The sequence below is a fragment of the Parabacteroides sp. genome (genome assembly GCF_977054455.1).
The window spans coordinates 14,314-35,587 of the sequence record NZ_CDRTCT010000040.1 but is presented as its reverse complement, the minus strand read 5'-3'; the positions used below and the strand labels follow the sequence as shown (position 1 = coordinate 35,587).

Annotated in this window: 20 protein-coding genes; 12 read left to right on the top strand and 8 right to left on the bottom strand. The window is 47.5% G+C overall.

Annotated features, from left to right (window positions below; all coding sequences use genetic code 11):
* Positions 1–508 precede the first annotated feature (508 nt).
* Both ACW6QF_RS17130 and ACW6QF_RS17125 read right to left on the bottom strand, forming a co-directional pair.
* Positions 509–1,177 (bottom strand): hypothetical protein, encoded by a 669-nt coding sequence (locus ACW6QF_RS17130; protein ID WP_456088700.1) that lies wholly within the window; start codon positions 1,175–1,177, stop codon positions 509–511.
* Positions 1,178–1,241: 64 nt separating this feature from the next.
* Positions 1,242–2,219: an ArdC family protein gene (locus ACW6QF_RS17125; RefSeq protein WP_456088699.1), complete on the bottom strand. Its 978-nt coding sequence runs from the start codon at positions 2,217–2,219 to the stop codon at positions 1,242–1,244.
* A 713-nt stretch (positions 2,220–2,932) separates the two neighbouring features.
* Between ACW6QF_RS17125 and ACW6QF_RS17120 the strand changes: the two genes are divergently transcribed.
* The 3 genes from ACW6QF_RS17120 (at position 2,933) to ACW6QF_RS17110 (ending at position 4,047) form a co-directional block, all read left to right on the top strand.
* A complete protein-coding gene (locus ACW6QF_RS17120; RefSeq protein WP_456088698.1) occupies positions 2,933–3,070 on the top strand; it encodes a hypothetical protein in 138 nt (45 codons plus the stop codon).
* 364 nt (positions 3,071–3,434) lie between these two features.
* Positions 3,435–3,728: a helix-turn-helix domain-containing protein gene (locus tag ACW6QF_RS17115; RefSeq protein ID WP_456088697.1), complete on the top strand. Its 294-nt coding sequence runs from the start codon at positions 3,435–3,437 to the stop codon at positions 3,726–3,728.
* A gap of 1 nt (position 3,729) precedes the next feature.
* Positions 3,730–4,047, top strand: coding sequence for a helix-turn-helix domain-containing protein (locus tag ACW6QF_RS17110; protein WP_456088696.1), 318 nt, complete (start codon positions 3,730–3,732; stop codon positions 4,045–4,047).
* A 93-nt stretch (positions 4,048–4,140) separates the two neighbouring features.
* On the opposite strand, the gene ACW6QF_RS17105 is transcribed toward ACW6QF_RS17110, so the two are convergent.
* From ACW6QF_RS17105 to ACW6QF_RS17095, 3 genes are all read right to left on the bottom strand, one after another.
* Positions 4,141–5,439, bottom strand: a complete 1,299-nt coding sequence (locus ACW6QF_RS17105) for a site-specific integrase (protein ID WP_456088695.1) — start codon at positions 5,437–5,439, stop codon at positions 4,141–4,143.
* A gap of 502 nt (positions 5,440–5,941) precedes the next feature.
* Entirely contained in the window at positions 5,942–7,063 is a 1,122-nt protein-coding gene (locus ACW6QF_RS17100; RefSeq protein ID WP_456088694.1) for a 6-bladed beta-propeller, read from the bottom strand.
* Complete coding sequence (locus ACW6QF_RS17095) at positions 7,060–8,187, bottom strand: hypothetical protein (RefSeq protein WP_456088693.1); 1,128 nt, start codon at positions 8,185–8,187, stop codon at positions 7,060–7,062. The genes ACW6QF_RS17100 and ACW6QF_RS17095 overlap by 4 nt, the downstream gene beginning before the upstream one ends.
* Before the next feature lie 275 nt (positions 8,188–8,462).
* On the opposite strand from ACW6QF_RS17095, the gene ACW6QF_RS17090 reads away from it, so the two are divergent.
* Positions 8,463–9,386 carry a DMT family transporter gene (locus ACW6QF_RS17090; RefSeq protein WP_456088692.1) on the top strand — a complete coding sequence of 308 codons (924 nt, stop codon included), beginning with the start codon at positions 8,463–8,465 and terminating at the stop codon, positions 9,384–9,386.
* Between the two features lie 8 nt (positions 9,387–9,394).
* Here the strand turns inward: ACW6QF_RS17090 and ACW6QF_RS17085 are convergent, their stop codons facing one another.
* Complete coding sequence (locus ACW6QF_RS17085) at positions 9,395–10,294, bottom strand: 1,4-dihydroxy-2-naphthoate polyprenyltransferase (protein WP_456088691.1); 900 nt, start codon at positions 10,292–10,294, stop codon at positions 9,395–9,397.
* An 89-nt stretch (positions 10,295–10,383) separates the two neighbouring features.
* Here ACW6QF_RS17085 and ACW6QF_RS17080 point away from each other — a divergent pair, with 89 nt between their 5' ends.
* From ACW6QF_RS17080 to ACW6QF_RS17060, 5 genes are all read left to right on the top strand, one after another.
* Positions 10,384–10,788 (top strand): hypothetical protein, encoded by a 405-nt coding sequence (locus ACW6QF_RS17080; RefSeq protein ID WP_298549803.1) that lies wholly within the window; start codon positions 10,384–10,386, stop codon positions 10,786–10,788.
* A 107-nt stretch (positions 10,789–10,895) separates the two neighbouring features.
* On the top strand, positions 10,896–11,102 hold the full coding sequence (locus ACW6QF_RS17075) for a hypothetical protein (RefSeq protein ID WP_298549805.1): 207 nt from the start codon (positions 10,896–10,898) through the stop codon (positions 11,100–11,102).
* A 32-nt stretch (positions 11,103–11,134) separates the two neighbouring features.
* Positions 11,135–11,326: a hypothetical protein gene (locus ACW6QF_RS17070; RefSeq protein WP_456088690.1), complete on the top strand. Its 192-nt coding sequence runs from the start codon at positions 11,135–11,137 to the stop codon at positions 11,324–11,326.
* 186 nt (positions 11,327–11,512) lie between these two features.
* Complete coding sequence (locus tag ACW6QF_RS17065; RefSeq protein ID WP_456088689.1) at positions 11,513–12,451, top strand: calcium/sodium antiporter; 939 nt, start codon at positions 11,513–11,515, stop codon at positions 12,449–12,451.
* A gap of 244 nt (positions 12,452–12,695) precedes the next feature.
* Positions 12,696–12,944, top strand: a complete 249-nt coding sequence (locus ACW6QF_RS17060; RefSeq protein WP_456088688.1) for a hypothetical protein — start codon at positions 12,696–12,698, stop codon at positions 12,942–12,944.
* A 332-nt stretch (positions 12,945–13,276) separates the two neighbouring features.
* Here ACW6QF_RS17060 and ACW6QF_RS17055 read toward each other — a convergent pair whose 3' ends face one another.
* Both ACW6QF_RS17055 and ACW6QF_RS17050 read right to left on the bottom strand, forming a co-directional pair.
* Entirely contained in the window at positions 13,277–13,585 is a 309-nt protein-coding gene (locus tag ACW6QF_RS17055) for a phage integrase SAM-like domain-containing protein (protein WP_456088687.1), read from the bottom strand.
* Positions 13,586–13,636: 51 nt separating this feature from the next.
* Entirely contained in the window at positions 13,637–15,679 is a 2,043-nt protein-coding gene (locus tag ACW6QF_RS17050; RefSeq protein WP_456088686.1) for a M13 family metallopeptidase, read from the bottom strand.
* Positions 15,680–15,838: 159 nt separating this feature from the next.
* Between ACW6QF_RS17050 and ACW6QF_RS17045 the strand changes: the two genes are divergently transcribed.
* From ACW6QF_RS17045 to ACW6QF_RS17035, 3 genes are all read left to right on the top strand, one after another.
* Positions 15,839–18,178, top strand: coding sequence for a beta-galactosidase (locus tag ACW6QF_RS17045; protein ID WP_456088685.1), 2,340 nt, complete (start codon positions 15,839–15,841; stop codon positions 18,176–18,178).
* Between the two features lie 10 nt (positions 18,179–18,188).
* Entirely contained in the window at positions 18,189–19,610 is a 1,422-nt protein-coding gene (locus ACW6QF_RS17040; protein ID WP_456088684.1) for a glycoside hydrolase family 30 protein, read from the top strand.
* 104 nt (positions 19,611–19,714) lie between these two features.
* Complete coding sequence (locus ACW6QF_RS17035; RefSeq protein WP_456088683.1) at positions 19,715–21,253, top strand: alpha-N-arabinofuranosidase; 1,539 nt, start codon at positions 19,715–19,717, stop codon at positions 21,251–21,253.
* Positions 21,254–21,274 lie beyond the last annotated feature (21 nt).

The window sequence follows — 21,274 nt, the reverse complement described above, 5'->3', positions numbered from 1 at the left end:
GAATTTATAATGTTAATTAGTGTAGATAAAACTCAGACTTTTATATGCGATAGCCCTAAAGTTCTATCCAACGGGTGGGATACTTTTCAATTATTTTAGTGGAGTACTTTTCAGTTATTATCTACAGTCTTGGGCTTCTTCCGTCCGTTAAAAACTTGGGTTTCTAAAACCTTGTACCCTTTGCGGGTTTCCGCCACAATTTCACAGGTGAGATATGACAAAAATCTGTGTTTAAATTTCTTTCCTTCCATAATTCAGAATATTAAAAGAATGATTATCAGAATAAAAACGATACCCACAAACAACCGCCAAACAAGGGCGAGAATGAACCGTGCCACGAAATAAAACAGGAGTACGGCAAAGAATAAGGCGAAGAACTGCCCTGCGGTGGTGGTGACAAAGTAAATCACCACAGACCAAAGGATTAGGCGGTATATCAGTTTGTAAATGAGTATCGTTTTCATTTTATCGGGTGTTGCGGGCGGATTGCTCCGCCCTTTTGTTTGTACTATCTTGTTGCCAGTGAAAGACGGTTGTCCGCCAGTTTGGTAAAAGTGGTGTAATCGCCTTTTCCGTTTGGAACACACAGCTTTATTTCTTCACGGATATTTCGCCCGTGTATGGAGAATGAGAAAATAAAACCGTTCCTTCTGATTGTCCCTTCCGTGTGCCGTACCGTATCTTTCCACTGGATTTTTTCACCTTTCAGAAGTGCAAAGTATTCGGCTTTCATCCTTTGGATAACTTCGTTTTCCGCTTCCAGTTCCTTGTAAACGTTCAAACCTCGTGTTATCCAGTCCTCTAACTTCCGTTTGGTGAACACGCCTATTCTGTTGGGTTCGGGATAGTCCTGTTTCAGCCGATACAAAATACTGTCTTCGGCTTCCTTGAACATGGAAGTTATCACGTCTAAATAGTATTTGTTATCATTATATATCTTTCTTAGAATGAATGTCACACCGTTGCGGATAAAACCGACAAACACGGTAGAATAGATTTTATATGTGTCATTGGAGCATTGCACGCAATAGTAAACGGTTGCTTCGGGTATGAATTTTTGTATCTCCCTGCAAAACGGCTGTATCTGTTCCACATCTTTAGGGGCTTTTTCCGCTCTGTCAATGCAAGACTTTGAATTTTGAAATTCTTCTGCTGTCAAATAAATGTAATTAGTCATCTTCTTATGTTTTTGCGGGTGGATTGCTCCACCCCTTTGTTAATACTCTTGTTCCTGTTTTCCGTTAGGCTGCAACGGGTTCGTTTATCGGTTCTGTTACCCTTTCCGTTATCATCTTTGCAGCCTTGTTCACATCGCCCAATATATCAATCAGAAAGGCGGGTTCTTGCTTTAGCTTAGTAAGCCAGTGTTTCAGATAGGCAGCGTTGTTGTCCTGCGGTGTGGTGGCGATACCGAAGAAAGCACCGCAAAGGGCTGATGTGAGTTCGGCTACAAGTTCCTCACGGGCGTATAATTCATCCCCGAAAAAGCTGCCGAACGTGCGGTTCAGGCGTTGGGGGTTGCCTGTGCTGTGTGCCATTTCGTGCAAAAGCGTTCCGTAAAATTCCGCTCCCTGCGGGAACTGCTCTTTTTCGGGGCAAACGATATAATCGGTTGCGGGCACATAAAAAGCACTGTCGGAATACTTTACTTTGATGGGGCAATACCAGTTCTGCATATATATCAACTCGTCCAACATTCCGCACTCGATACCGTCCGAATGGTTTTCGGGCTGTTCGCCCTGTTGCATCTTTACGAAACGTTCGGGGTACTTCTCCGCGAAATCGGTTTGGTCGAGGTTGAACACATTGTAATATTTCATTTGGGGTATTACCTTGTATTCGTTCTTTTCCTCTTTGGATAGCTTGCAATATTCCTCGTAAGGGATGGACTTGTTCGTTTCCTTGTGTACCACGAACTTGAACCAATAGTAAACGGGGAACGAGCGTGCGCCCTTGTTTATGCTCACTTCCTCGGCTTTGGCTTGGTTGAATGTAAGGAACACGGGCAAAGTGAATTTCATAAACTCGGTGTAAAACAGCAGCATTAAGATGTTACCGCCATTGTAAACCGTTCCTCTTAGGTTACGGGGGAAACCGTGTTCAAGGCTCGTTATCCACGGTTTTTGCCAGTCGCTTTTCAGACTTTCGATTTTCTTGATAAGTAAATCGGTGAACACGGGAGAAATTTTCTCGATGGTGTTGTTCGTTGTCGTTGCCATAACTCTACGCTTTAAAATTGTTACTACTTGTTTTTGTTATCATCGCCTGCCGCCCCAACCAAATTTTTTCCCTTTGGCTGATTGGGAAGAACATTGACAATAATCAAGAGCGGAAAGGGAGAATTGCAATTATCTGAAAAAATGGTAAATACTACCCGCAGGGTGGAGATTTGGCATTTTTTGCGGATTTGCTTTCGCCCCCGCCTACCTTCGTCAATGTTTTCCCAATCAGCCCTAAGGGGGAAAATTCAACCTTTCAGTAAATTGAATGAATGGTAGATTATTTATCGGTACAAGTGGATTGTATTTGTTATGAAAGCCGGAAAACTCCGTTTCCGGGAAAGGAAAAGAAAAGCAGGTTGGTAATGCGGGGTGGAAAGGCAACTCTTTGGCGTGGGGGATTCTTCTTTTGCCGATTTATCGGATTAGAAAGAAGGGTACACCACGACAATGTGTTGTGTGCGTTGGCGAGGTGCTTTTCGTCCGGTTTACGGTAAACGGACAGAGCAATCAGCTATCCGGCTTTTGCGGATGGCCGTGTGATGGCAGTGGCGTAAACAGGCGGAAAGTTCCGCAGACAAAGGATTATCCTTTTAGTCACGGCAAAGCCCAAAGAAGAAAATAGCGGTTGCAAAAACGGGTAAGACAATAAGGGGCTGCCGGGACAAACATCAGGGAACTTATTTGAACGGGATGGCACACGGAAAGTTTCGATGAAATCGAAGCTCCGGGGGACAGCACGGGCGAATGTGTTCCGTTTGTCCCTTCCGGCTTTGCGTACACTTTCGGGCATGAAGCCTGCCGGAGTGCTTGAAGGTGTACGGGAAGCAGGAACAGACCTATACCTCTGACGGGTGGGTGGGAATAAATAGAATAAAAAGAATACAATGCAGGCAAAGGCGCATTTACACGTTAGGGATTGCAGGGGAAAGCCCACAGCTCCGGCGAGGACTTGTAACGGAAAGCCCGACCGTTTACGGGAACGCCCAAGAAATATTCGTATCACATATCATGGGGATTCATTTTGAACCGACCAATTAAAAACGGAAAAAATATGCAGGCTACAAGAAAATATGTTGCTCCCTGCTTAGGTTTGCACCGTATCGGGAACGACAAAGCTACATACACAGCGCAAAACACGGACAAGCGGTACATAAACGCACGGACACACCTGTAACAGTCTGTATATTTGCGGGAAACAATAAATAAACGGATATGGAAATAGTGACTATCGAGAAGAAAACCTTTGAAGAAATGAAAGAAAGGTTCAACAAGTTCAGCGATCATTTACAGCAGTTGTGTTCACGGTACAGACCGCCGGAAAAGATGGACTGGCTGGATAATGCGGACGTGTGCGAGAAGCTGAACGTGAGCAAACGGACATTGCAGACGTACCGTGACGGCGGGCTGTTGGCATACAGCCAGATCAATCACAAGATATATTACAGGCTGGAAGATGTGGAAGCGTTCTTAACGACAATGAGCAAGGAACTGATAGAGGATGAATGATATGGAAGTGATTACAAAGGACATGGAAGAGGTAAAGACGTACTTTGAGGCTCTGGAACGGGGCACGAAGTACGTGGATAACGTAACGGCGAACTTTCATCCGGTAATGAACGGCGAGGTGTACCTGACGGGGGAAGAGGTATGCAGGATATTGCATATCACTACCCGTACCTTGCAGGACTACCGGGCGCAACGGATTATCCCGTTCATTTCGTTGCCGGGCAAAACGCTGTACCGGCAATCGGACTTGCTGCGTATGCTGGAAGAGAACTATGTGCAGATGAAGCGAAAGAGCAAACGGGGGAAAAGCCCTACTTAACTTTAGAAAACTGTGCATAGGTAAATGTAGCAAAGGCAGGAGTTCCACCGGGGAGTTCCTGCCTTTGCCGTGTTTTGCCTTGCCGGATGGGATTCAGGCGGTTTCACGCAAGGCTGCCGCCTGCTGCTTGCTGACCTTTTTCTGTTTCCTGTCAAGGACTTTCTTCTGCATGGCTGCGAGATTGCCGGAGATCGAACGGAAATCGGAGCTTACCATCTTGTTGGTCACTTCGGCGTATATCTGGGTGGTACTGATATGCTTGTGACCGAGTATCTTTGAAAGTGCCTCAATCGTGCCGCCGTTGCAGAGATAGACGGTCGTAGCGAAGGTATGGCGCGAAAGGTGGAAGGTGACTTCCTTATTGATTTTACAAACTGCGGCAATCTTTTTAAGGTAGTCGTTGCAAGTGCTGTTACCCGGCATGGGAAACACGAAATCATCTTTGGCAAGCCCCTTGTAGCGTTCGATCAGTTCTTTGGCTATCTCCATCAGCGGGACGTTGCTCGATACTTTGGTCTTTGTCCTGCGGGTGATAATCCATTCTTCGCCGTCGAAATCCATACGTTGTATCTTGTCATAGGTGAGTGTCTTTATATCTATGTAGCTCAATCCGGTAAAGCAGCCGAAAAGGAACATGTCACGGACAAGGTTGGTCTGTTTATCCACAAACACGGTATTGGCAATCAGTTTCAGTTCTTCTTCCGTGAGGTAGCCCCGGTCGGTTTCCTGCATTTCAAGGCTGTACTCGCTGAACGGATCGGTACGGATAATTCCCCTGCGCCAAGCCTTGTCGGTCAGGCTGAGTATGGGCATGGTGTAAATCCAGAGGGTGTTTGCGCTCAATCCCTTTTCATTACGCAGGTAGCTGTCGAAATCGTCTATGAAGTCTTTCGTCAGTTCCTTGTAAGCCATATCGGTACGCTTCCTTTTCTCCCACATGAAGGCTTCGAGATGCTTGTAAACGGTCAGGTATTTGTTATAGGTGGACTTCGCCCGGAGTTTCTTTTCCACCATTTCGCCAAATTCCTTGTTCATGGTCTGGAAATCTTTAAGGATGCAGTTCTCCATCACGCCGATGCCTAAAAAGGCGTTGCGCACTTTCTCGGAAGTGACAAAATCGTCCGCTCGGAGTATCTGGTAGTAGTGGTTGTTGATGCGGGCTTTGATCTCTTCCAACTGGGGGTTAATCTCCAAGGCTTCGGCGGACTTGCCGCTTACTTTTCCGGCTTCGGCATTCCACAAGGAAGGGGTGACGAACAGTTTTGCGCTGAACGTGGCAATATCGCCGTCAATGGTGATACGTGCCATTACAGGGGCTTTTCCGTCACTTACTCTCACTGCTGTTCTCTTCACGTAGAACAGGACTTTAAAGGTGCTTCTCTTTGTTTTCATAACTCTAAATATTCGTTTGTAAAGGTAATTACTTTCCCGTTACCACGAGTTATGAAGAATTACGCAAAATAGTGAAACAGAACTTGTTACCGTTATAGTAGGGTGTCATGGATTAGGTAATGACTTAGTACCTGAACTATGGCTTAACCCTACTTTTCGGGGCTTTTTTTGCCGGGGGCTGTTTCTTTCCGCTTTGCTACTAAGATGCTGACCTGCTTATTTTTAAGCTAAACTTTGCTTTTCTTTGCGCCTGTTCCCGATTTTTCTTCTAAAAACACCTTATGTATCAGAATTAGACTTTTATCAATATTTCAAACAGTCAATTGATGGTAAAAACGAATTTAAAGATGAATTCATAACTAAACTACCAAGCTATTGTTTATCTCCTGAAGTTGTCATGAATTACATATATGCATTTCAATATCTACAAAAAGAAAGATTTAATATCTATCAATACATAGATTTAGATCCATAAAAAATTATTACACACATAGATGAAAGATTAATTGCAAACATACCGCACCAATACCGGATTGTCATCCGCCTTTACCCCTTCAAACCCTTTCTTTCCGGCCAGATCGACCGCCTCTTTTATAGCATAGAGGGAACCCGGTACGGAGGTCTTGAGCAATTTGGCGCCTTTCTTGACCGATAGCCAAGGAGCCTCCGGTGAAATCAGATTCAGATGCGGATAAAAACGATCCTGCTTCTTGTCATACAAAGCCATGAAGGGTTTCATCTTTTCCCCCTTATATTCCGAAATCGTATAGAAGACAAAGCGATAAGCGTTTGTTTCAAACAGGTCGAATACCTGGATACGCGGGCCGTCCGGCCTGACTTTCGGTGTAAAGTCCGCCATCATCGTCAATTCGTCATACGTCCATTTCATTTTACCTGTCTGGAAAAGCCACACAGGCTCGATCCTGTTTTCATCCATACGATAGATCGTATCATTAAAATAATGATAGGTGTACATATCCCCGTCAAGCGTATAAATATAAGATTGCCCCGCATAGCCTTCAGTCCCCATGTCGCGTTCACGCTTGCAGATCGTATCCATGCGTCCGGCCTGGACATCATAACAAAAGATGTCCGGCATAACGGAATTGCCGGTCGTCTGATAATAGACTTTACCATCCTTGTACCGGAAATTATCCATCCAAGTCTCCTCCGGCAATCTGAAAGTGCGTATAAAACTACCGTCGAAACCATACACATTCATCTTCCGCCCGAAATAATCCATCACATACAGACGTTGTTCTTCCTCTACCGGCTGGATCACCTTAGCAGAAACATATTCCCCCGGTCCCTGCCCGGCTGTCCCGATATATTGCAGGAAACGTCCCGCTTTATCAAACTTGCCGATCCTGTTATTAAAGAGCAACCAATAGAAGTCCCGGCTCTCTTCCAACCCGAAAATATCTTTTATCAGGCAACTATCCGTCGTTTCCAATGGAATGGCTTCTACAGTCATGCCCAATGCCTCCAACGGCAATTCCATATCCGGATCGATCCGGTCGGCACGATCCAATGTCAGAGTTTGTAATCCCGAAACCGTTTCCTGCCGGCAAGCGGAGATAAACAGGCAAGCCCCCAATAACAACATTCCATTCAATAGTTTCATATTCGTTTCTTCTTTAATTGTTTGCTATAAAAATAGTTCAGGATCAAGTTCGTTTTATCCGAAGCCTTTTCCAGATTGTAGGGCAGTTCCCTTTTCCGCTCCTTCAGATGATCGGCAGGATCATATATCTGCAAGAAGCAAGTCCTCTCTTCATTCATAAAAAGAGGATACCGGGTATCCATTACGATCGTCTGCCCCTGGATAAAAAATTCATATCCGCCATCCTTTATCTTTAAATCCTTATAAAGGATAGCCATCGTCGTGCACCTATAGAGCTTTTCCTTTACAAGATAGTCCGAACGGTACTGTATCCACCAATAATCTTGGGTTTCCCAAAAGCCGATGATACATAAACGCCTGTTCCGTTTCAACACATCTGTCTTATTTCCCAACCGTACCCCGTCCTTTCCCATGTTGCAGGTGAAAACCGGAAGGCAACTGTCTCCTTTCAACAGATACAACGTGTCATTCAACACATATTTATAGAACACGCCCTCCTTTCCATTGCCAACAACCTGTAGCGGGCAAGCCAGGCTATCAGGCAATGACATCGGCTTGTTCCCCTTTCCCCTGACAGGCAAACGAACGGGGTTCCGGCCGAAAGCTTTTATTTTGAAAACAGCCGGATCAGGAAACGCATCCGTCAACAATAAAAGCGGACCGTTCCCTATACTACTTACATTCGTATAGGTATAAGACCGATCGAGCTGCATCTTTCCGTTTTCCTCGCCATCAGAGGTAAAAGAGATCAGTTCCGCCGTTTTCCCATCCAGCCCGTACACCGTGCCGGTAAGCGTGTCGAGGGCAAAAGAAGTAAAACTATGCGATGAAAGAAAACGTTGCCTCAACTTCCCGGACGGAAACTCGTAACTACGCAATTCCCCGTCTATCAATATAAATAAAGACTCTCGCATTGCCGTCATCTTGCAGATGTCCTTTGGATGGAAACCACTCGTACTATCCAGAAATACAGCCCCATAGTTTTGTATCTGATAACCGGGTGAATCATCCAACACAATACAATTCGTGTTTTGCAATCTTTCGATATCCAACACCGGCAAAACCTGTTTTTCCCCGCAAGAGAAACAAGCGAACATAAAAAGCCAAACAAGCACTTTTTGCATAGGACCTTTCTTTTCAGGTAAAAATAAACAACAACCGGTTACAAATCGAATGTAGGGATATATTTAACAGGAACAAGCAAGCAGATTGTCCAATATTTGGACAATCCACCGCTCCGGCTACGGTAAAGCATAGCTTTAGGGGGGCTAACTCTATGCTTTAGGAAGGCTAACTCTATGGGTTACGGGACGTAAATAAGTACTGGAGGTAAATTTTGGTGCGATTGCCCGTTTCGACTACCTTTGCAGTAGTTTTATCAAAAAGAAGAAGCAGTACAATGAATAATTTAAAAGGATTTGCTTTTGGTATCTTGACATCCGCTACTTTCGGGTTAATCCCGCTTTTTACCTTGCCCCTGATGGCAAAAGGAATGCAATTCGATTCCATCCTGTTCTACCGTTTCCTGTTCGCGGCGTTGGCCTTGACAGGGATCATGGTTGCAAAGAAAGAATCTTTCCATGTGGACAAGAGGGAAATCCCGGTATTAGTATTGTTGGGCTTTTTCTACACGGCTTCCGCCATGTTCCTGTTCTGGGGTTATAACTTTATGTCGGCAGGGATCGCCACAACGCTGCATTTCACTTATCCGGTATTCGTAACGCTTATCATGTTGCTGTTCTTCCGGGAAAAGACATCCTGGATCACCCTGATGGCAATCGTTTTGGCGATCTGCGGGGTAGCACGCCTTTCGATCAATGAGGGGGAAATGAGACTGAGCGCTTTAGGTGTGTTCATCGTGCTGCTGTCGGCCGTGGGATATGCACTCTACATCACGACCGTCAATAAATCGCGCGTGCAAAAGATGACCGGACGCAAGCTGACTTTCTATGTATTCGTCGTCAGCACGATCCTGTTTGCCATCAAAGCAGGAACCAATGAAGGCATACAACCGATTCCCGACCCGATGTCGTTTGCCAATCTGATCCTGTTGGCGATCGTTCCGACGGTTATCTCGAATATCACCCTCGTACTTGCCGTACATAACATCGGCGGGACGCTTACCGCCGTATTGGGGGCAGTGGAGCCTATCACCGCCGTATGTGTCGGGGTATTGGTATTCAGCGAACCGTTCACCCCCAACTTAGCGGTAGGCATCCTGCTTATTATCATCGCCGTAACGCTGATTATCCTCTCCAAGTCGATACAGAACACGTTACGAAAGATATACAGAAAAGTAACTCATTTGCAAGTACTGAAATAAATTGGCAATTACACCCCGTATCCAGCATATACAAACAAAAGAGAAAGGATCAACGCAAAAAGAAATACATTACGTGCCGTATGTCCCAATGTGCGGTTCAACGCTCTTCCTTCCAGTGTAAACAGTTCCCGTGTCGTATAAAAGCAAAGGGCAAAAAGGATTCCGAATAAAAACAGAATCCACCAGGGAGCATCCAGAATAAGCGGAAGAACCAGAAGGAACGCTATACATTCATTCAAGATATAAAACACCCGGCCGAAACGGCGACCGAACAAAACGATTGTCGTTCGTTTGCGGGCGACCTTATCCTGTTCGTAATCCCGGTAATTATTGACCACTAAAATATTCACAGACAAAAGCCCTAACGCCACGGACAATAAAAAAGACAATAAAGAGAAGTTCAACGTCTGTATATAATAGGTAAAACAAACCGGTATAACCCCATAGAACAACAATACGCAGACATCTCCCAGCCCGTTATAAGCCAAAGGGAAAGGCCCGGCAGAATAGGCCAGTACACATATGGCGATCGCAATCCCCACCCATATCAGCCGCCAGTCCGCAAAACAGATCAGCAACAAACCGGACAGGCAAGCCAGTCCCAACGCGACAAACGTGCCCGCCAGCATGGCCTTCGGAGTGATCCAGCCCTGCGCGACCGCCCGCTCCGGTCCTAACCGGTCTTCCCGGTCGGCGCCCTTCTTGAAATCGAAATAATCGTTCGCAAAGTTACTGGCTATCTGAGCAAAAAGAGCCACGAGGAGACACAATACCGCCGGCGTTATATCGAACACCCCGTCATAATAAGCCAATGCACACCCCAACAAAACCGGACTGACAGAGGCTGGCAATGTTTTGGGACGTGCCGCCTCCACCCAAGCCCCAACAAGAGATTTTTTATCTTCCATATCTGTTTACAGCATAATTCGCTTGCAAAAATAAAAACAAAAAGGGCACATATTTGTTTTTTACACAAGAATTCATATATCTTTGCAGCATGAAGAATTTCCTATTCATATTGACTCTGCTGTTCGGTATGTTGCTCTTTGTACCCGAAGACGTACAGAACAACAATACTACGCCTGATTTGCAGGCGCAGAAAGAGGCTGTTATGATGGAAAAAGGGACTGCCGACATGCAGCATAACCTGGAAATCCTGAGCAATGACCTGAAAGGAAGCAATTGCCTGACCCCTCGCAGAAACATCCAGAATGTCAGCAATACCTTAAACATACGGTTACTGAAGATTAAAGAAAGGACAATCCAGTATTTTCGCCTGAAAGAAATCGATCTTCTCCGGAAAGTTTCCGAAGAGGTAACAATATGTCAAACCATTAACTTTTCAACCCTCCTTTGCCGCATGGGATACCATGTGTATGGCCTGCGGAAAATCATTATTTGATTGTAAGTGAATAAGCATGTTGCGTATGGGATATTTGTTCCATACCGTTTCCTTATTGCATTTTCCAAATGCGAACAATTTATTATTCACTTAAAAATTAAATAATTATGTCTACTAAAAAGAATAAAATCAGCATCTATATTTATATTGTCATTACTATTGTCGGTTGCGTACTCGCTTGCAGTTCCATCATTCCGAACGACTATTTGAAACTGGTGATCGTTATGGGAGCACTCGGTGTGGGCCTGTATGGCATCATGAGAGGCCTCAGCACTCCTTCCACCACGGAAGAAACGGCTATTGATGAAAAATAAAGAATCGTTTTACAACCTAAAAAAGTACGGACATGAAAATAAATAAAGATCTTGTGGATGCAACCATGATGTTGTCATTCATTATTTTGGTATTAGTTGGAACAACAGACTTTTCCAATATGTTATTAAAAGAAATAACAATGGGAGGGCTTGCCCTGTTGAGTTTAGCAATGATTGCTTTACGGGTCGTTCAATTGCGCCAGGAAACCAATAGTTATTCCTAACAACCCTAACTGAATGTCTATAAAGCTTCCTGTTGTTCACTTCGGGGTGACCCGAGGTTTTCCGAGGTACGTTTTTCTGCCTATAAAACAACTTGCTGTTCACTTGGTCACGGCAATAATCTTTGCCGGGCAACAGGAAGCAAGACATTTTAATCGATTAACAAACTAATAAAGGAAGAAGAAGCCATGATAACAAGTTTAACGTTATTGATTCTCTCGCTGGTTGCTCTTTACATAGGGGCCGGCTGGTTGGTTCAGGGGAGTTCCGCTTTAGCCCTCAAAGCCAAAATTTCACCATTAGTGATCGGGTTGACAATTGTCGCATTCGGTACAAGCTCACCGGAGTTGGCGGTAAGCCTGGATGCCACACTGAATGGACAGGGAGACATAGCGATTGGAAATATTGTCGGTTCGAACATCTTCAACATCGGGATCATATTAGGCATTTCTGCAACTATCTGCCCGCTCCAGGTAAAAAAACAATTGCTCCGTATCGATATCCCGATTTTACTGGCCGCAACCACCCTGCTGACCATCCTTTTCTGGAACGGGACATTGAGCCGCCTGGAAGGTCTTCTATTCTTAGGAGGGATTATCATCTATACATTATTCAGCCTCTTCTACTCCCGCAAACATGGAGAAGGGCCCAACCTGGAACTGGAAGAACAACCTAAACATTGGGCTATCGACATGTTGGCTATTATCGGCGGTCTGGTCGTCCTGGTCTTCGCCTCCCGGCTATTGGTAAACAATGCTGTGTCCATCGCCAAAGAGCTCGGACTGAGCGAAGCCGTTATCGGGTTGACAATCGTTGCTGCCGGAACAAGCATGCCGGAACTGGCAACCTCCATCGTCGCAGCTTTCAAACGCAAGACAGATATTGCCATCGGAAACATCGTCGGTTCTAACTTGTTCAACATACTGGCCATAGCCGGTTCCTGCTCGCTCATACATCCCATCGAGGCCAAAAATATAAACGACATCGACCTGCTGGTCATGCTCGCCATCTCCGCCCTGTTATTGCCGTTGGTGAAAAGCGGACACAAAATATCCAGGGCAGAAGGATTTGCGTTGATAGTCCTGTATGTCATCTATATGTTCTGGTTACTACGTGATGCAATCTGATCATGTCATTTTCTCCGGGTCGAACCCGAACAATTTCTTCAGCTCTGAACATTTCCATCGTAGAGGCCAACACCAGACGCTTACTTTTTCCGTTTGCCGTCATACAAATGTAAACGTATCATTCATATCGTCCCTGCCGGATAAGGGATTAAAACATCCATTTGCAATATAAGGGCCGTTCTTATTGGCTGTTATCCAAAATGATGTATCTTTGTCCTGTAGACAAAAACAGGAGGATACAAAGATGACAGCAATCGAATTAGAAGCTCGAAAAACAGAACTTATCCGTGAAATACTTAATATTAACAATAGCGAAGTATTGGACAAAGTTCGTCAAGAAGTTCGTAAATGGCTTTCTATTAGCGAAAAGAATCTCTGTGACTATACATTAGAGGATGTAAAACAACGTCTTTCGATAACAGAGACCGATGCTATTGAAGGGAAAGGCATAAGCGAAGAAGAAGCTAATAACATGATAGACACGTGGATATGAAACTAATATGGCATCCATTGGCTATCGAAGATTTTAAACAGATCATCGCATATTTGTAGTCTTAATTTCGGGATACATACAGCAAAAAGAATACGAGACAAATATAGAAATGATATTAACTTATTAAAAACACAACCTCATCTTGGCTTTCAAGAAACACTTCTAAAAAATGTAGGGACATTAGAATATCGTTCTTTAATAATAAGTCATATCAAAGTCATATATACGGTTCATACAGATTACATCTATATACATATACTTTGGAATTGTCAACGTTTACTGGAATCTTTGAAATCAGAAGTGGAAAAAAGGCTCTAAGTTTAAAGTCTACCTTATTTTACAATGGTAGCATTAGCCACATCCAGCATCGATTGGTCATTACTCATGTAGCTGTTGATGGAATTAGCTGCAAAGTGCTCTTGCGAAAGTAGGTAGCAATGGAAACAGTCGACGAGCGAAGGGGTTATCCGAGAGAAAAGCAACTTATCGTTTCCCAAAAACTTCCGTAACCAGTTACTGGCGGCGCGGTACAAGTCGGCAGTCGATTCTTTCCCTGCCGACCGCTTCCGCCGGATCAGCTTGTCCATGTACGGAAATACAGGGACAAGCTGGATTCTTTGTTTAACATCCTTCTTTTTCATATCTCTTTCTGTTTTTAAATGAAGATACAACAAAGAAAGAGAAAGAGGAGTTTACCAGATCACCACCCGGTCAGCCGGCAGCATGTACATCGGGGCGCCTTCTTTGATGTCGAATGCGGTGTAGAAAGGATCGATGTTGCGGAGGGCGGCGTTGACACGCCACTTGCCTAATGAGTGCGGGTCGATCTTGGTCAGACGCAGGATTTCTTCGGGACGGATGTTCTGTGCCCAGAGATTGGCGTAGCCCAGATAGAAACGCTGTTCGTTGGTGAAACCGTCGATCGGGGCCGGTGTCTTTCCTTCCAGAGAATTGAGGTAAGCCAGATGAGCGACCATCAAACCTCCCTGATCGGCAATATTTTCGCCCAAAGTGAAACGGCCGTTGGCATGCACACTGTCCACCACGATGATATCGCTGTATTGCTGAGCCAGACGGTCGGCACGTTGCGTAAAGAGAGCGGCGTCTTCAGCCGTCCACCAGTCGTTCAGGTTGCCTTCCTTATCATAGTTACGTCCCTGGTCGTCAAATCCGTGCGTCATTTCGTGGCCGATCACGACACCGATAGCCCCATAGTTCACGGCATCGTCAGCTTCCGGATTGAAGAAGGGAGGTTGCAGGATGGCGGCAGGGAAACAAATCTCGTTCGTCGTCGGATTGTAATAAGCGTTTACCGTCTGCGGGCTCATTCCCCAACGAGCCTTGTCGACCGGTTTGTCTACGTCCGCCAACATATAATTGACTTCGAAGATATTGGAACGGCGTACGTTCGCCCAATAAGAATCGTTTTTGATCTCCAGCCCGCTGTAGTCGCGCCATGTGTCGGGATAACCGATCTTGACGATAAAGGCAGCCAGTTTCTCCTGCGCCTTCGCCTTGGTAGCATCGCTCATCCATTCCAGCCCGGCGATACGGTCGCCCAAGGCTTTCTGAAGGTCACCGACCATCTTCAACATCTTTTCTTTGGAAGAAGCCGGGAAGTATTTAGCCACGTACATCTGGCCGACAGCTTCCGACAAAGCGCCGTTGACCGTAGACAAAGCACGTTTCCAACGCGGCTGCTGTTCCTGGCGGCCGGACATCGTCTTGCCATAGAAGTCAAAATTTGCCGTAACAAACTCATCGCTCAGGTAAGGAGCGGCAGAGCTAAGCAGGTTGAATGTCAAGTAATATTTCTGTTCATCCAAAGTCGTATTCTTCATCAGGGCGGACAGACCTTCGTAGAAAGGAAGCTGCTTCGCATCCAGATATTTGATCTCCATCATTCCCATGCTTTCGAAATAAACATCCCAGTTCAACGGATCGTTCTTGGCCTTGAAATCTTCGATAGACATCTTATTATAGTTCTTCCGGGAATCGCGCAGGTCTTCACGGCTGAAAGAAACTTCGGCAATGCCCTTTTCGATCTTCATGATCGCATCGACGGCGGCATCGGCCTGTTCGGGAGAGCTTCCGATCAGGGTAAACAGGCGGGTAATATAGTTCTTATAGGCTTCACGCATCTTCTGGCTGCTTTCGTCTTCCAGCAGGTAATAATCGCGATCCCCCATACCCAGTCCGGCCTGGTATAACTGTACGATGTTCATGGAACTGTTCTTTTCGTCGGCCCCGACATACAAGGCAAAGAAAGGAGCCATCCCCTCCTTATGCAGGGTCGCCACCATCTTGGTCAGTTCGTCCTTCGTACCCAATTTGTTGATTTCAGCGAGCTGGCCTTTGATCGGGGCATAGCCGTCTTCATTGAGTTTCACGCTATCCATCCCCATCGCGAACAGCATGCCGATCTTCTGCCCGACGCTCCCCTCTTCTTGCGGAGTCGCACTGAGGCCTTCGATAAGCGTACGGATCTGTTCCTGATTGTTATCCCTGAGTTGGTCGAAAGTGCCGAAACGGGCATATTCCGGTTTCAGCGGATTATTTTTCATCCAGCCGCCACAAGCATACTGGTAGAAATCGGTCCCCGGAGCCACGGCTGTATCCAGGTTTGCCAGATTGATAGCGTCATTCTTCGCAGCCTCCTTCACAGGGGTCTTGCTGCATCCCACCATTGCGGCCATTCCGGCGGCGACAAGCGGTATCACCATTAACTTTTTCATTTTGTTCAACGTTTAATCATTCATTTATTTGGCAAAGGTACACAAATCGAGGCAAATGGAACTATATTTTTCCCTTTATGAACTATAAATATACCCGCACATAAGTGTAATTTATGTACTTTTATCCCCGGAAAAATATTTATAAACTAATTTTATATCATGAAGTACCTACAGCACACAGCCACCTGGCTGATAGCCCTGTTTCTTATTGTCTTTTCCGGCTGCAACCAAAAGCCGGCAAGAGAACACACATTCGCGATCGGCGACAAAACATTCCTGTTAGACGGAAAGCCTTTTGTGATCAAAGCCGCGGAGATCCATTACACCCGTATTCCGGCCGAATATTGGGAGCACCGCATCCAACTTTGCAAAGCACTTGGCATGAATACGATCTGCATCTATGCATTCTGGAACATCCATGAACAAAAACCCGGCGAATTCGATTTCAGCGGACAGAACGACATTGCCGCTTTCTGCCGTCTGGCTCAGAAATATGATATGTATATCATGCTACGCCCCGGCCCTTACGTCTGCTCCGAATGGGAAATGGGAGGACTGCCCTGGTGGTTGCTGAAAAAAGAAGATATCAAACTGCGTACCAACGATCCTTATTTCCTGGAACGGACCAAACTGTTCATGAATGAAATCGGAAAACAGCTTGCCGGCCTCCAGATCACAAAAGGAGGCAATATCATTATGGTACAGGTCGAGAATGAATACGGTTCCTATGCAACGGACAAAGAATACATCGCCAACATCCGCGATATCGTGAAGGAAGCAGGATTTACAGACGTTCCCCTGTTCCAGTGCGACTGGAGTTCCAACTTCCAGAACAACGCCCTCGACGACCTGGTATGGACCGTCAATTTCGGCACGGGAGCCAATATCGACGAACAATTCAAGAAACTGAAAGAGGTACGCCCCAACACCCCGCTCATGTGCAGTGAGTTCTGGAGCGGCTGGTTCGACCACTGGGGACGCAAACACGAAACACGCGATGCGGAGACGATGGTATCCGGCCTTAAGGACATGCTCGACCGCAACATCTCGTTCTCCCTCTATATGACGCACGGAGGAACGACTTTCGGCCATTGGGGGGGCGCCAACAGCCCAGCCTACTCGGCTATGTGCAGCTCTTACGATTATGACGCGCCTATCAGCGAGGCAGGATGGACGACGCCCAAATATTTCAAATTGCGTGAACTTCTCGCGGGTTATATGGACGAAGGAAAGACACAGTCAGAGGTGCCGGCAGCAAAACCGATCATCGAAATACCCGAATTCGAGATAAAGGAGGTCGCTCCTTTATTCGGTAACCTGCCGGAGCCGAAGACATCCGAAGACATCAAACCGATGGAACAGTTCGACCAGGGCTGGGGAACGATCCTGTACCGGACCACCCTGCCAGCCGTGACAGCCGGCACAACCCTTCTGATCACGGAAGTACATGACTGGGCACAGGTCTATGCGAACGGAAAACTCCTGGGACGCCTGGACCGTCGCCGCGGCGAGAACTCACTGAAACTGCCCGCACTGGCAGCCGGAACGCAGTTGGATATCCTGGTAGAGGCTATGGGACGCGTCAACTTCGACAAAGCGATCCACGACCGCAAAGGGATCACCGAGAAAGTGGAGCTGCTCAACGAAGGTTCCACCCAAGAGTTGAAGAACTGGCAGGTGTACAACTTCCCTGTCGATTATCCGTTCGTAAAAGACAAAAAATACGCTCCGGGCAAGAAATCAGACGGACCGGCCTATTACCGTGCGACATTCAACCTGGAAGAAACAGGCGACGTATTTCTCGATATGCAGACCTGGGGAAAAGGCATGGTTTGGGTAAACGGGAAAGCGATGGGCCGCTTTTGGGAGATCGGACCGCAACAAACGCTCTTCATGCCGGGCTGCTGGTTGAAGAAAGGCGAAAATGAAATTATCGTCCTCGACTTGTTAGGCCCGGAAAAGGCGGCGATCCAAGGCCTGGACAAACCGATCCTGGATATGCTACGCGCCGAAGCCCCTTTGACGCACCGCAAAGAGGGTGAAAACCTCGACCTCAAAAACGAGAAGCCGGTTGCCGCCGGTGCATTGAAAGCCGGCAACGGATGGCAGGAAGTCAAGTTCGACGCTCCGGTCAAAGCCCGTTTCTTCTGCCTCGAAGCGCTGAATTCCCAGGATGGCAAAGACAATGCAGCCATCGCCGAGTTCTACCTGCTGGGTGAAAACGGCAAACCGCTCTCCCGCCAGCACTGGCAGATCGCGTATGCCGACAGTGAAGAGACACAGGGGGGCAACTTCACAGCCGATAAGATTTTCGACCTGCAGGAATCGACCTATTGGAGCACTGCCCGTCGAGACAGATACCCGCATCAGGTCGTAATCGATCTGCGCGAGGATGTTACGATCTCCGGCTTCCGCTACCTGCCACGCGCAGAAGAAGGTTATCCGGGAATGATCAAAGAGTACAAGGCATATGCCAAGACAAAACCGTTTAAGTTTTAAATCGATAGACATGAAAAACACATTCATAAGTTTGATGGCAGCCGTCGCGCTTCCCCTGTTCGCACAGGCGGAAGCGACGGAAAGCGAACTTGCCGTAATCGATCCGGCACAACGTCACCAGCAACTCGAAGGCTGGGGAAGTTCCCTTTGCTGGTGGGCCGCCCAGGTCGGAAACTGGGACGAGGAGAAAGTAGACGAGATCGTCGACCTGATCACCTCTCCCGACAAACTCAACATGAACATCTTCCGTTACAATATCGGAGGGGGCGACGATCCGGCACATGCAGACGGCCACATGGTCAAAGGAAAAGGGAAACGGGCGGAAATGGAAGGATTCAAAGATTCCCCCACCGCTCCCTACAACTGGGAAGCGGATAAAGGACAGCGTACGATCCTCCTGAAGATCAAAGAAAAACGCTCCGATGCCGTTTTCGAAGCATTCTCCAACTCCGCCCCCTACTGGATGACCTACAGCGGTTGCGCCGCCGGAAATGCAGACCCGCTGAAAGACAACCTGAAACCGGAATATTACGAGATGTTCTGCGACTACCTGTTAGATGTCTGCAAGCATTACAAAACAGCCTATCAGATCGATTTCAAGACGCTGGAGCCCTTCAACGAGTCTTTTTCCGATTACTGGTATGCGGAAGGAAGCCAGGAAGGTTGCCACTTCGAACCGGAAAGCCAGATGAAAATCATCCGGATGCTATCTCCCAAGCTGAAAGCCACGGGCCTCAACACCGTGCTGTCGGCCTCCGACGAAACCAACCTCCGGCAATTCCTGACCGTCCAGAAAGCCTATCAGGCAGCCGGCGACATCTGGGATAAATTGGGGCAACTCAACACCCACACCTATTCCGGCACGAACGCCGAACGGGAGGAAGTACGAAGGCTCGTCCGGAAATCCGGCAAACCCTTCTGGCAGTCGGAAACAGGCCCCGGCAAAGGGCAAGGACTGGAAAGCAACCTGCTGCTCGCCCGGAAGCTATTCGACGACATGCGGATCATGCGCCCGCAAGCCTGGCTCGACTGGCAGCTGATGGAAGAAGGCAACAACGAATGGTGCGTGTTGCGCGGCAATTTCAAGACACAGGAATACAAGGCGATCAAAAACCTGTATGTCCGCATGCAGATCACCCGTTTCTTCAAACAAGGCTACACCTTTATCGAAACAGGAAACGCCGAGGCGCTTGCCGCCCTCTCTCCTACGGGAAAAGAACTGGTCATCGCCGTTTTGAACACGGCCGGAACGGAACGTCCTTTCGTCATCGACCTGAACAAGTTCTCCGGCGAAATTGCTTCCGTCGGTAATTGGCGCACAAGCGAAACGGAGGACTGCCGGTCTTTCCGGCCTGTCGAAGCCAAAGGGAAAAAGCTGGATTACATCCGGCCCGCCCAGTCGCTGACGACATTCGTGATCGGCCTGAAATAAGCCGTTCCCGTTACAAAACGACAGGTTTCCCAAGTTCAAAACATAGTTTTCATTCAAACAAAACATAACTTTCATTCAAACAACACATAGTAAACAAAAATAACATGAAAACAGTATTAGTAAGCCTAATGGCAGCCGCCGCACTCCCCCTCTTCGCCCAGAAAGACGCGAGTATCCGCATCTATCCGGAGCAGGGGAACCAACAGATCAGCAAACATATCTACGGTCAGTTCGCCGAACACCTCGGAACCTGCATCTATGGCGGGCTCTGGGTCGGTCCCGAATCCGATATACCCAATACGCAAGGGTATCGGAACGATGTGCTCCAAGCCTTGAAAGACCTGAAGATCCCGAACCTGCGCTGGCCGGGCGGTTGCTTTGCCGACGAATATCATTGGATGGACGGCATCGGCCCGAAAGAAAACCGTCCGAAGATGGTGAACAACAACTGGGGCGGCACGATCGAAGACAACAGCTTCGGTACGCACGAGTTCCTCAACCTCTGCGAACTATTGGGATGCGAACCTTATATCAGCGCCAATGTCGGGAGCGGAACCGTCGAAGAGATGGCCAAGTGGGTCGAATACATGACATCGGAAGGCGACAGCCCGATGGCCCGCCTGCGCCGGCAGAACGGACGCGACAAGGCATGGAAAGTCAAATTCATCGGTGTCGGCAACGAAAGCTGGGGATGTGGCGGAAGCATGCGCCCCGAATTCTACGCCGACCTCTACCGCCGTTACTCCACCTACTGCCGTAATTACGACGGCAACCGCCTTTTCAAGATTGCCAGCGGAGCCAGCGACTACGACTACAACTGGACGGAGACGCTGATGAAAAACGTAGGCGGCCGCATGGACGGCATCTCCCTGCACTACTACACGGTGACGGGATGGAACGGCAGCAAAGGATCGGCGACGGATTTCAACAAGGACGACTACTACTGGACAATGGGCAAATGCCTCGAAATAGAAGATGTCGTCAAGAAACACATCCAGATCATGGACAAATACGACCCGCAGAAAAAGATCGCCTTGATGGTGGACGAATGGGGAACCTGGTGGGACGAAGAGCCGGGCACGATCAACGGCCACCTGTTCCAGCAGAACACCATGCGCGACGCTTTCGTGGCAGCCCTTACCCTGAACGTGTTCCATAAATATACCGACCGCGTCCGTATGACCAACATCGCCCAGATCGTCAACGTGCTCCAGTCCATGATCCTGACGAACGGCCCGAAGATGTTGCTCACGCCGACCTACTATGTTTTCCAGATGTACAACGTGCACCAGGACGCCACCTTCCTGCCGATGGACCTGATCTGCGACAAGGCCAAAGTGCGCGGAGATCGCGAAGTGCCGATGGTAAGCGCCTCCGCCTCCAAGGACAAGGACGGACGCATCCACATCTCTTTGGCCAATGTCGATGTCGACAACGCCCAAAACATCACCCTCGACCTGCAAGGACAAAAGATCGGCAACGTGAAAGGACGCATCCTGACCTCCGCCTCCATCAACGACCACAACACCTTTGAGAAACCGGATGCCGTCAAACCGGCCACCTTCAACGGTGCGAAAATCGAAAAAGGGCAACTCAAGATCAACCTGCCTGCCAAATCGATTGTCGTGTTGGAAGTGAAATGATTTATGATTTTTGATTTATGA

Bases quoted from the DNA above. Each gene is read 5' to 3' on its own strand.
- ACW6QF_RS17130 (WP_456088700.1), bottom strand. From the start codon at position 1,177: ATGACTAATTACATTTATTTGACAGCAGAAGAATTTCAAAATTCAAAG.
- ACW6QF_RS17125 (WP_456088699.1), bottom strand. From the start codon at position 2,219: ATGGCAACGACAACGAACAACACCATCGAGAAAATTTCTCCCGTGTTC.
- ACW6QF_RS17120 (WP_456088698.1), top strand. From the start codon at position 2,933: ATGAAATCGAAGCTCCGGGGGACAGCACGGGCGAATGTGTTCCGTTTG.
- ACW6QF_RS17115 (WP_456088697.1), top strand. From the start codon at position 3,435: ATGGAAATAGTGACTATCGAGAAGAAAACCTTTGAAGAAATGAAAGAA.
- ACW6QF_RS17110 (WP_456088696.1), top strand. From the start codon at position 3,730: ATGGAAGTGATTACAAAGGACATGGAAGAGGTAAAGACGTACTTTGAG.
- ACW6QF_RS17105 (WP_456088695.1), bottom strand. From the start codon at position 5,439: ATGAAAACAAAGAGAAGCACCTTTAAAGTCCTGTTCTACGTGAAGAGA.
- ACW6QF_RS17100 (WP_456088694.1), bottom strand. From the start codon at position 7,063: ATGAAACTATTGAATGGAATGTTGTTATTGGGGGCTTGCCTGTTTATC.
- ACW6QF_RS17095 (WP_456088693.1), bottom strand. From the start codon at position 8,187: ATGCAAAAAGTGCTTGTTTGGCTTTTTATGTTCGCTTGTTTCTCTTGC.
- ACW6QF_RS17090 (WP_456088692.1), top strand. From the start codon at position 8,463: ATGAATAATTTAAAAGGATTTGCTTTTGGTATCTTGACATCCGCTACT.
- ACW6QF_RS17085 (WP_456088691.1), bottom strand. From the start codon at position 10,294: ATGGAAGATAAAAAATCTCTTGTTGGGGCTTGGGTGGAGGCGGCACGT.
- ACW6QF_RS17080 (WP_298549803.1), top strand. From the start codon at position 10,384: ATGAAGAATTTCCTATTCATATTGACTCTGCTGTTCGGTATGTTGCTC.
- ACW6QF_RS17075 (WP_298549805.1), top strand. From the start codon at position 10,896: ATGTCTACTAAAAAGAATAAAATCAGCATCTATATTTATATTGTCATT.
- ACW6QF_RS17070 (WP_456088690.1), top strand. From the start codon at position 11,135: ATGAAAATAAATAAAGATCTTGTGGATGCAACCATGATGTTGTCATTC.
- ACW6QF_RS17065 (WP_456088689.1), top strand. From the start codon at position 11,513: ATGATAACAAGTTTAACGTTATTGATTCTCTCGCTGGTTGCTCTTTAC.
- ACW6QF_RS17060 (WP_456088688.1), top strand. From the start codon at position 12,696: ATGACAGCAATCGAATTAGAAGCTCGAAAAACAGAACTTATCCGTGAA.
- ACW6QF_RS17055 (WP_456088687.1), bottom strand. From the start codon at position 13,585: ATGAAAAAGAAGGATGTTAAACAAAGAATCCAGCTTGTCCCTGTATTT.
- ACW6QF_RS17050 (WP_456088686.1), bottom strand. From the start codon at position 15,679: ATGAAAAAGTTAATGGTGATACCGCTTGTCGCCGCCGGAATGGCCGCA.
- ACW6QF_RS17045 (WP_456088685.1), top strand. From the start codon at position 15,839: ATGAAGTACCTACAGCACACAGCCACCTGGCTGATAGCCCTGTTTCTT.
- ACW6QF_RS17040 (WP_456088684.1), top strand. From the start codon at position 18,189: ATGAAAAACACATTCATAAGTTTGATGGCAGCCGTCGCGCTTCCCCTG.
- ACW6QF_RS17035 (WP_456088683.1), top strand. From the start codon at position 19,715: ATGAAAACAGTATTAGTAAGCCTAATGGCAGCCGCCGCACTCCCCCTC.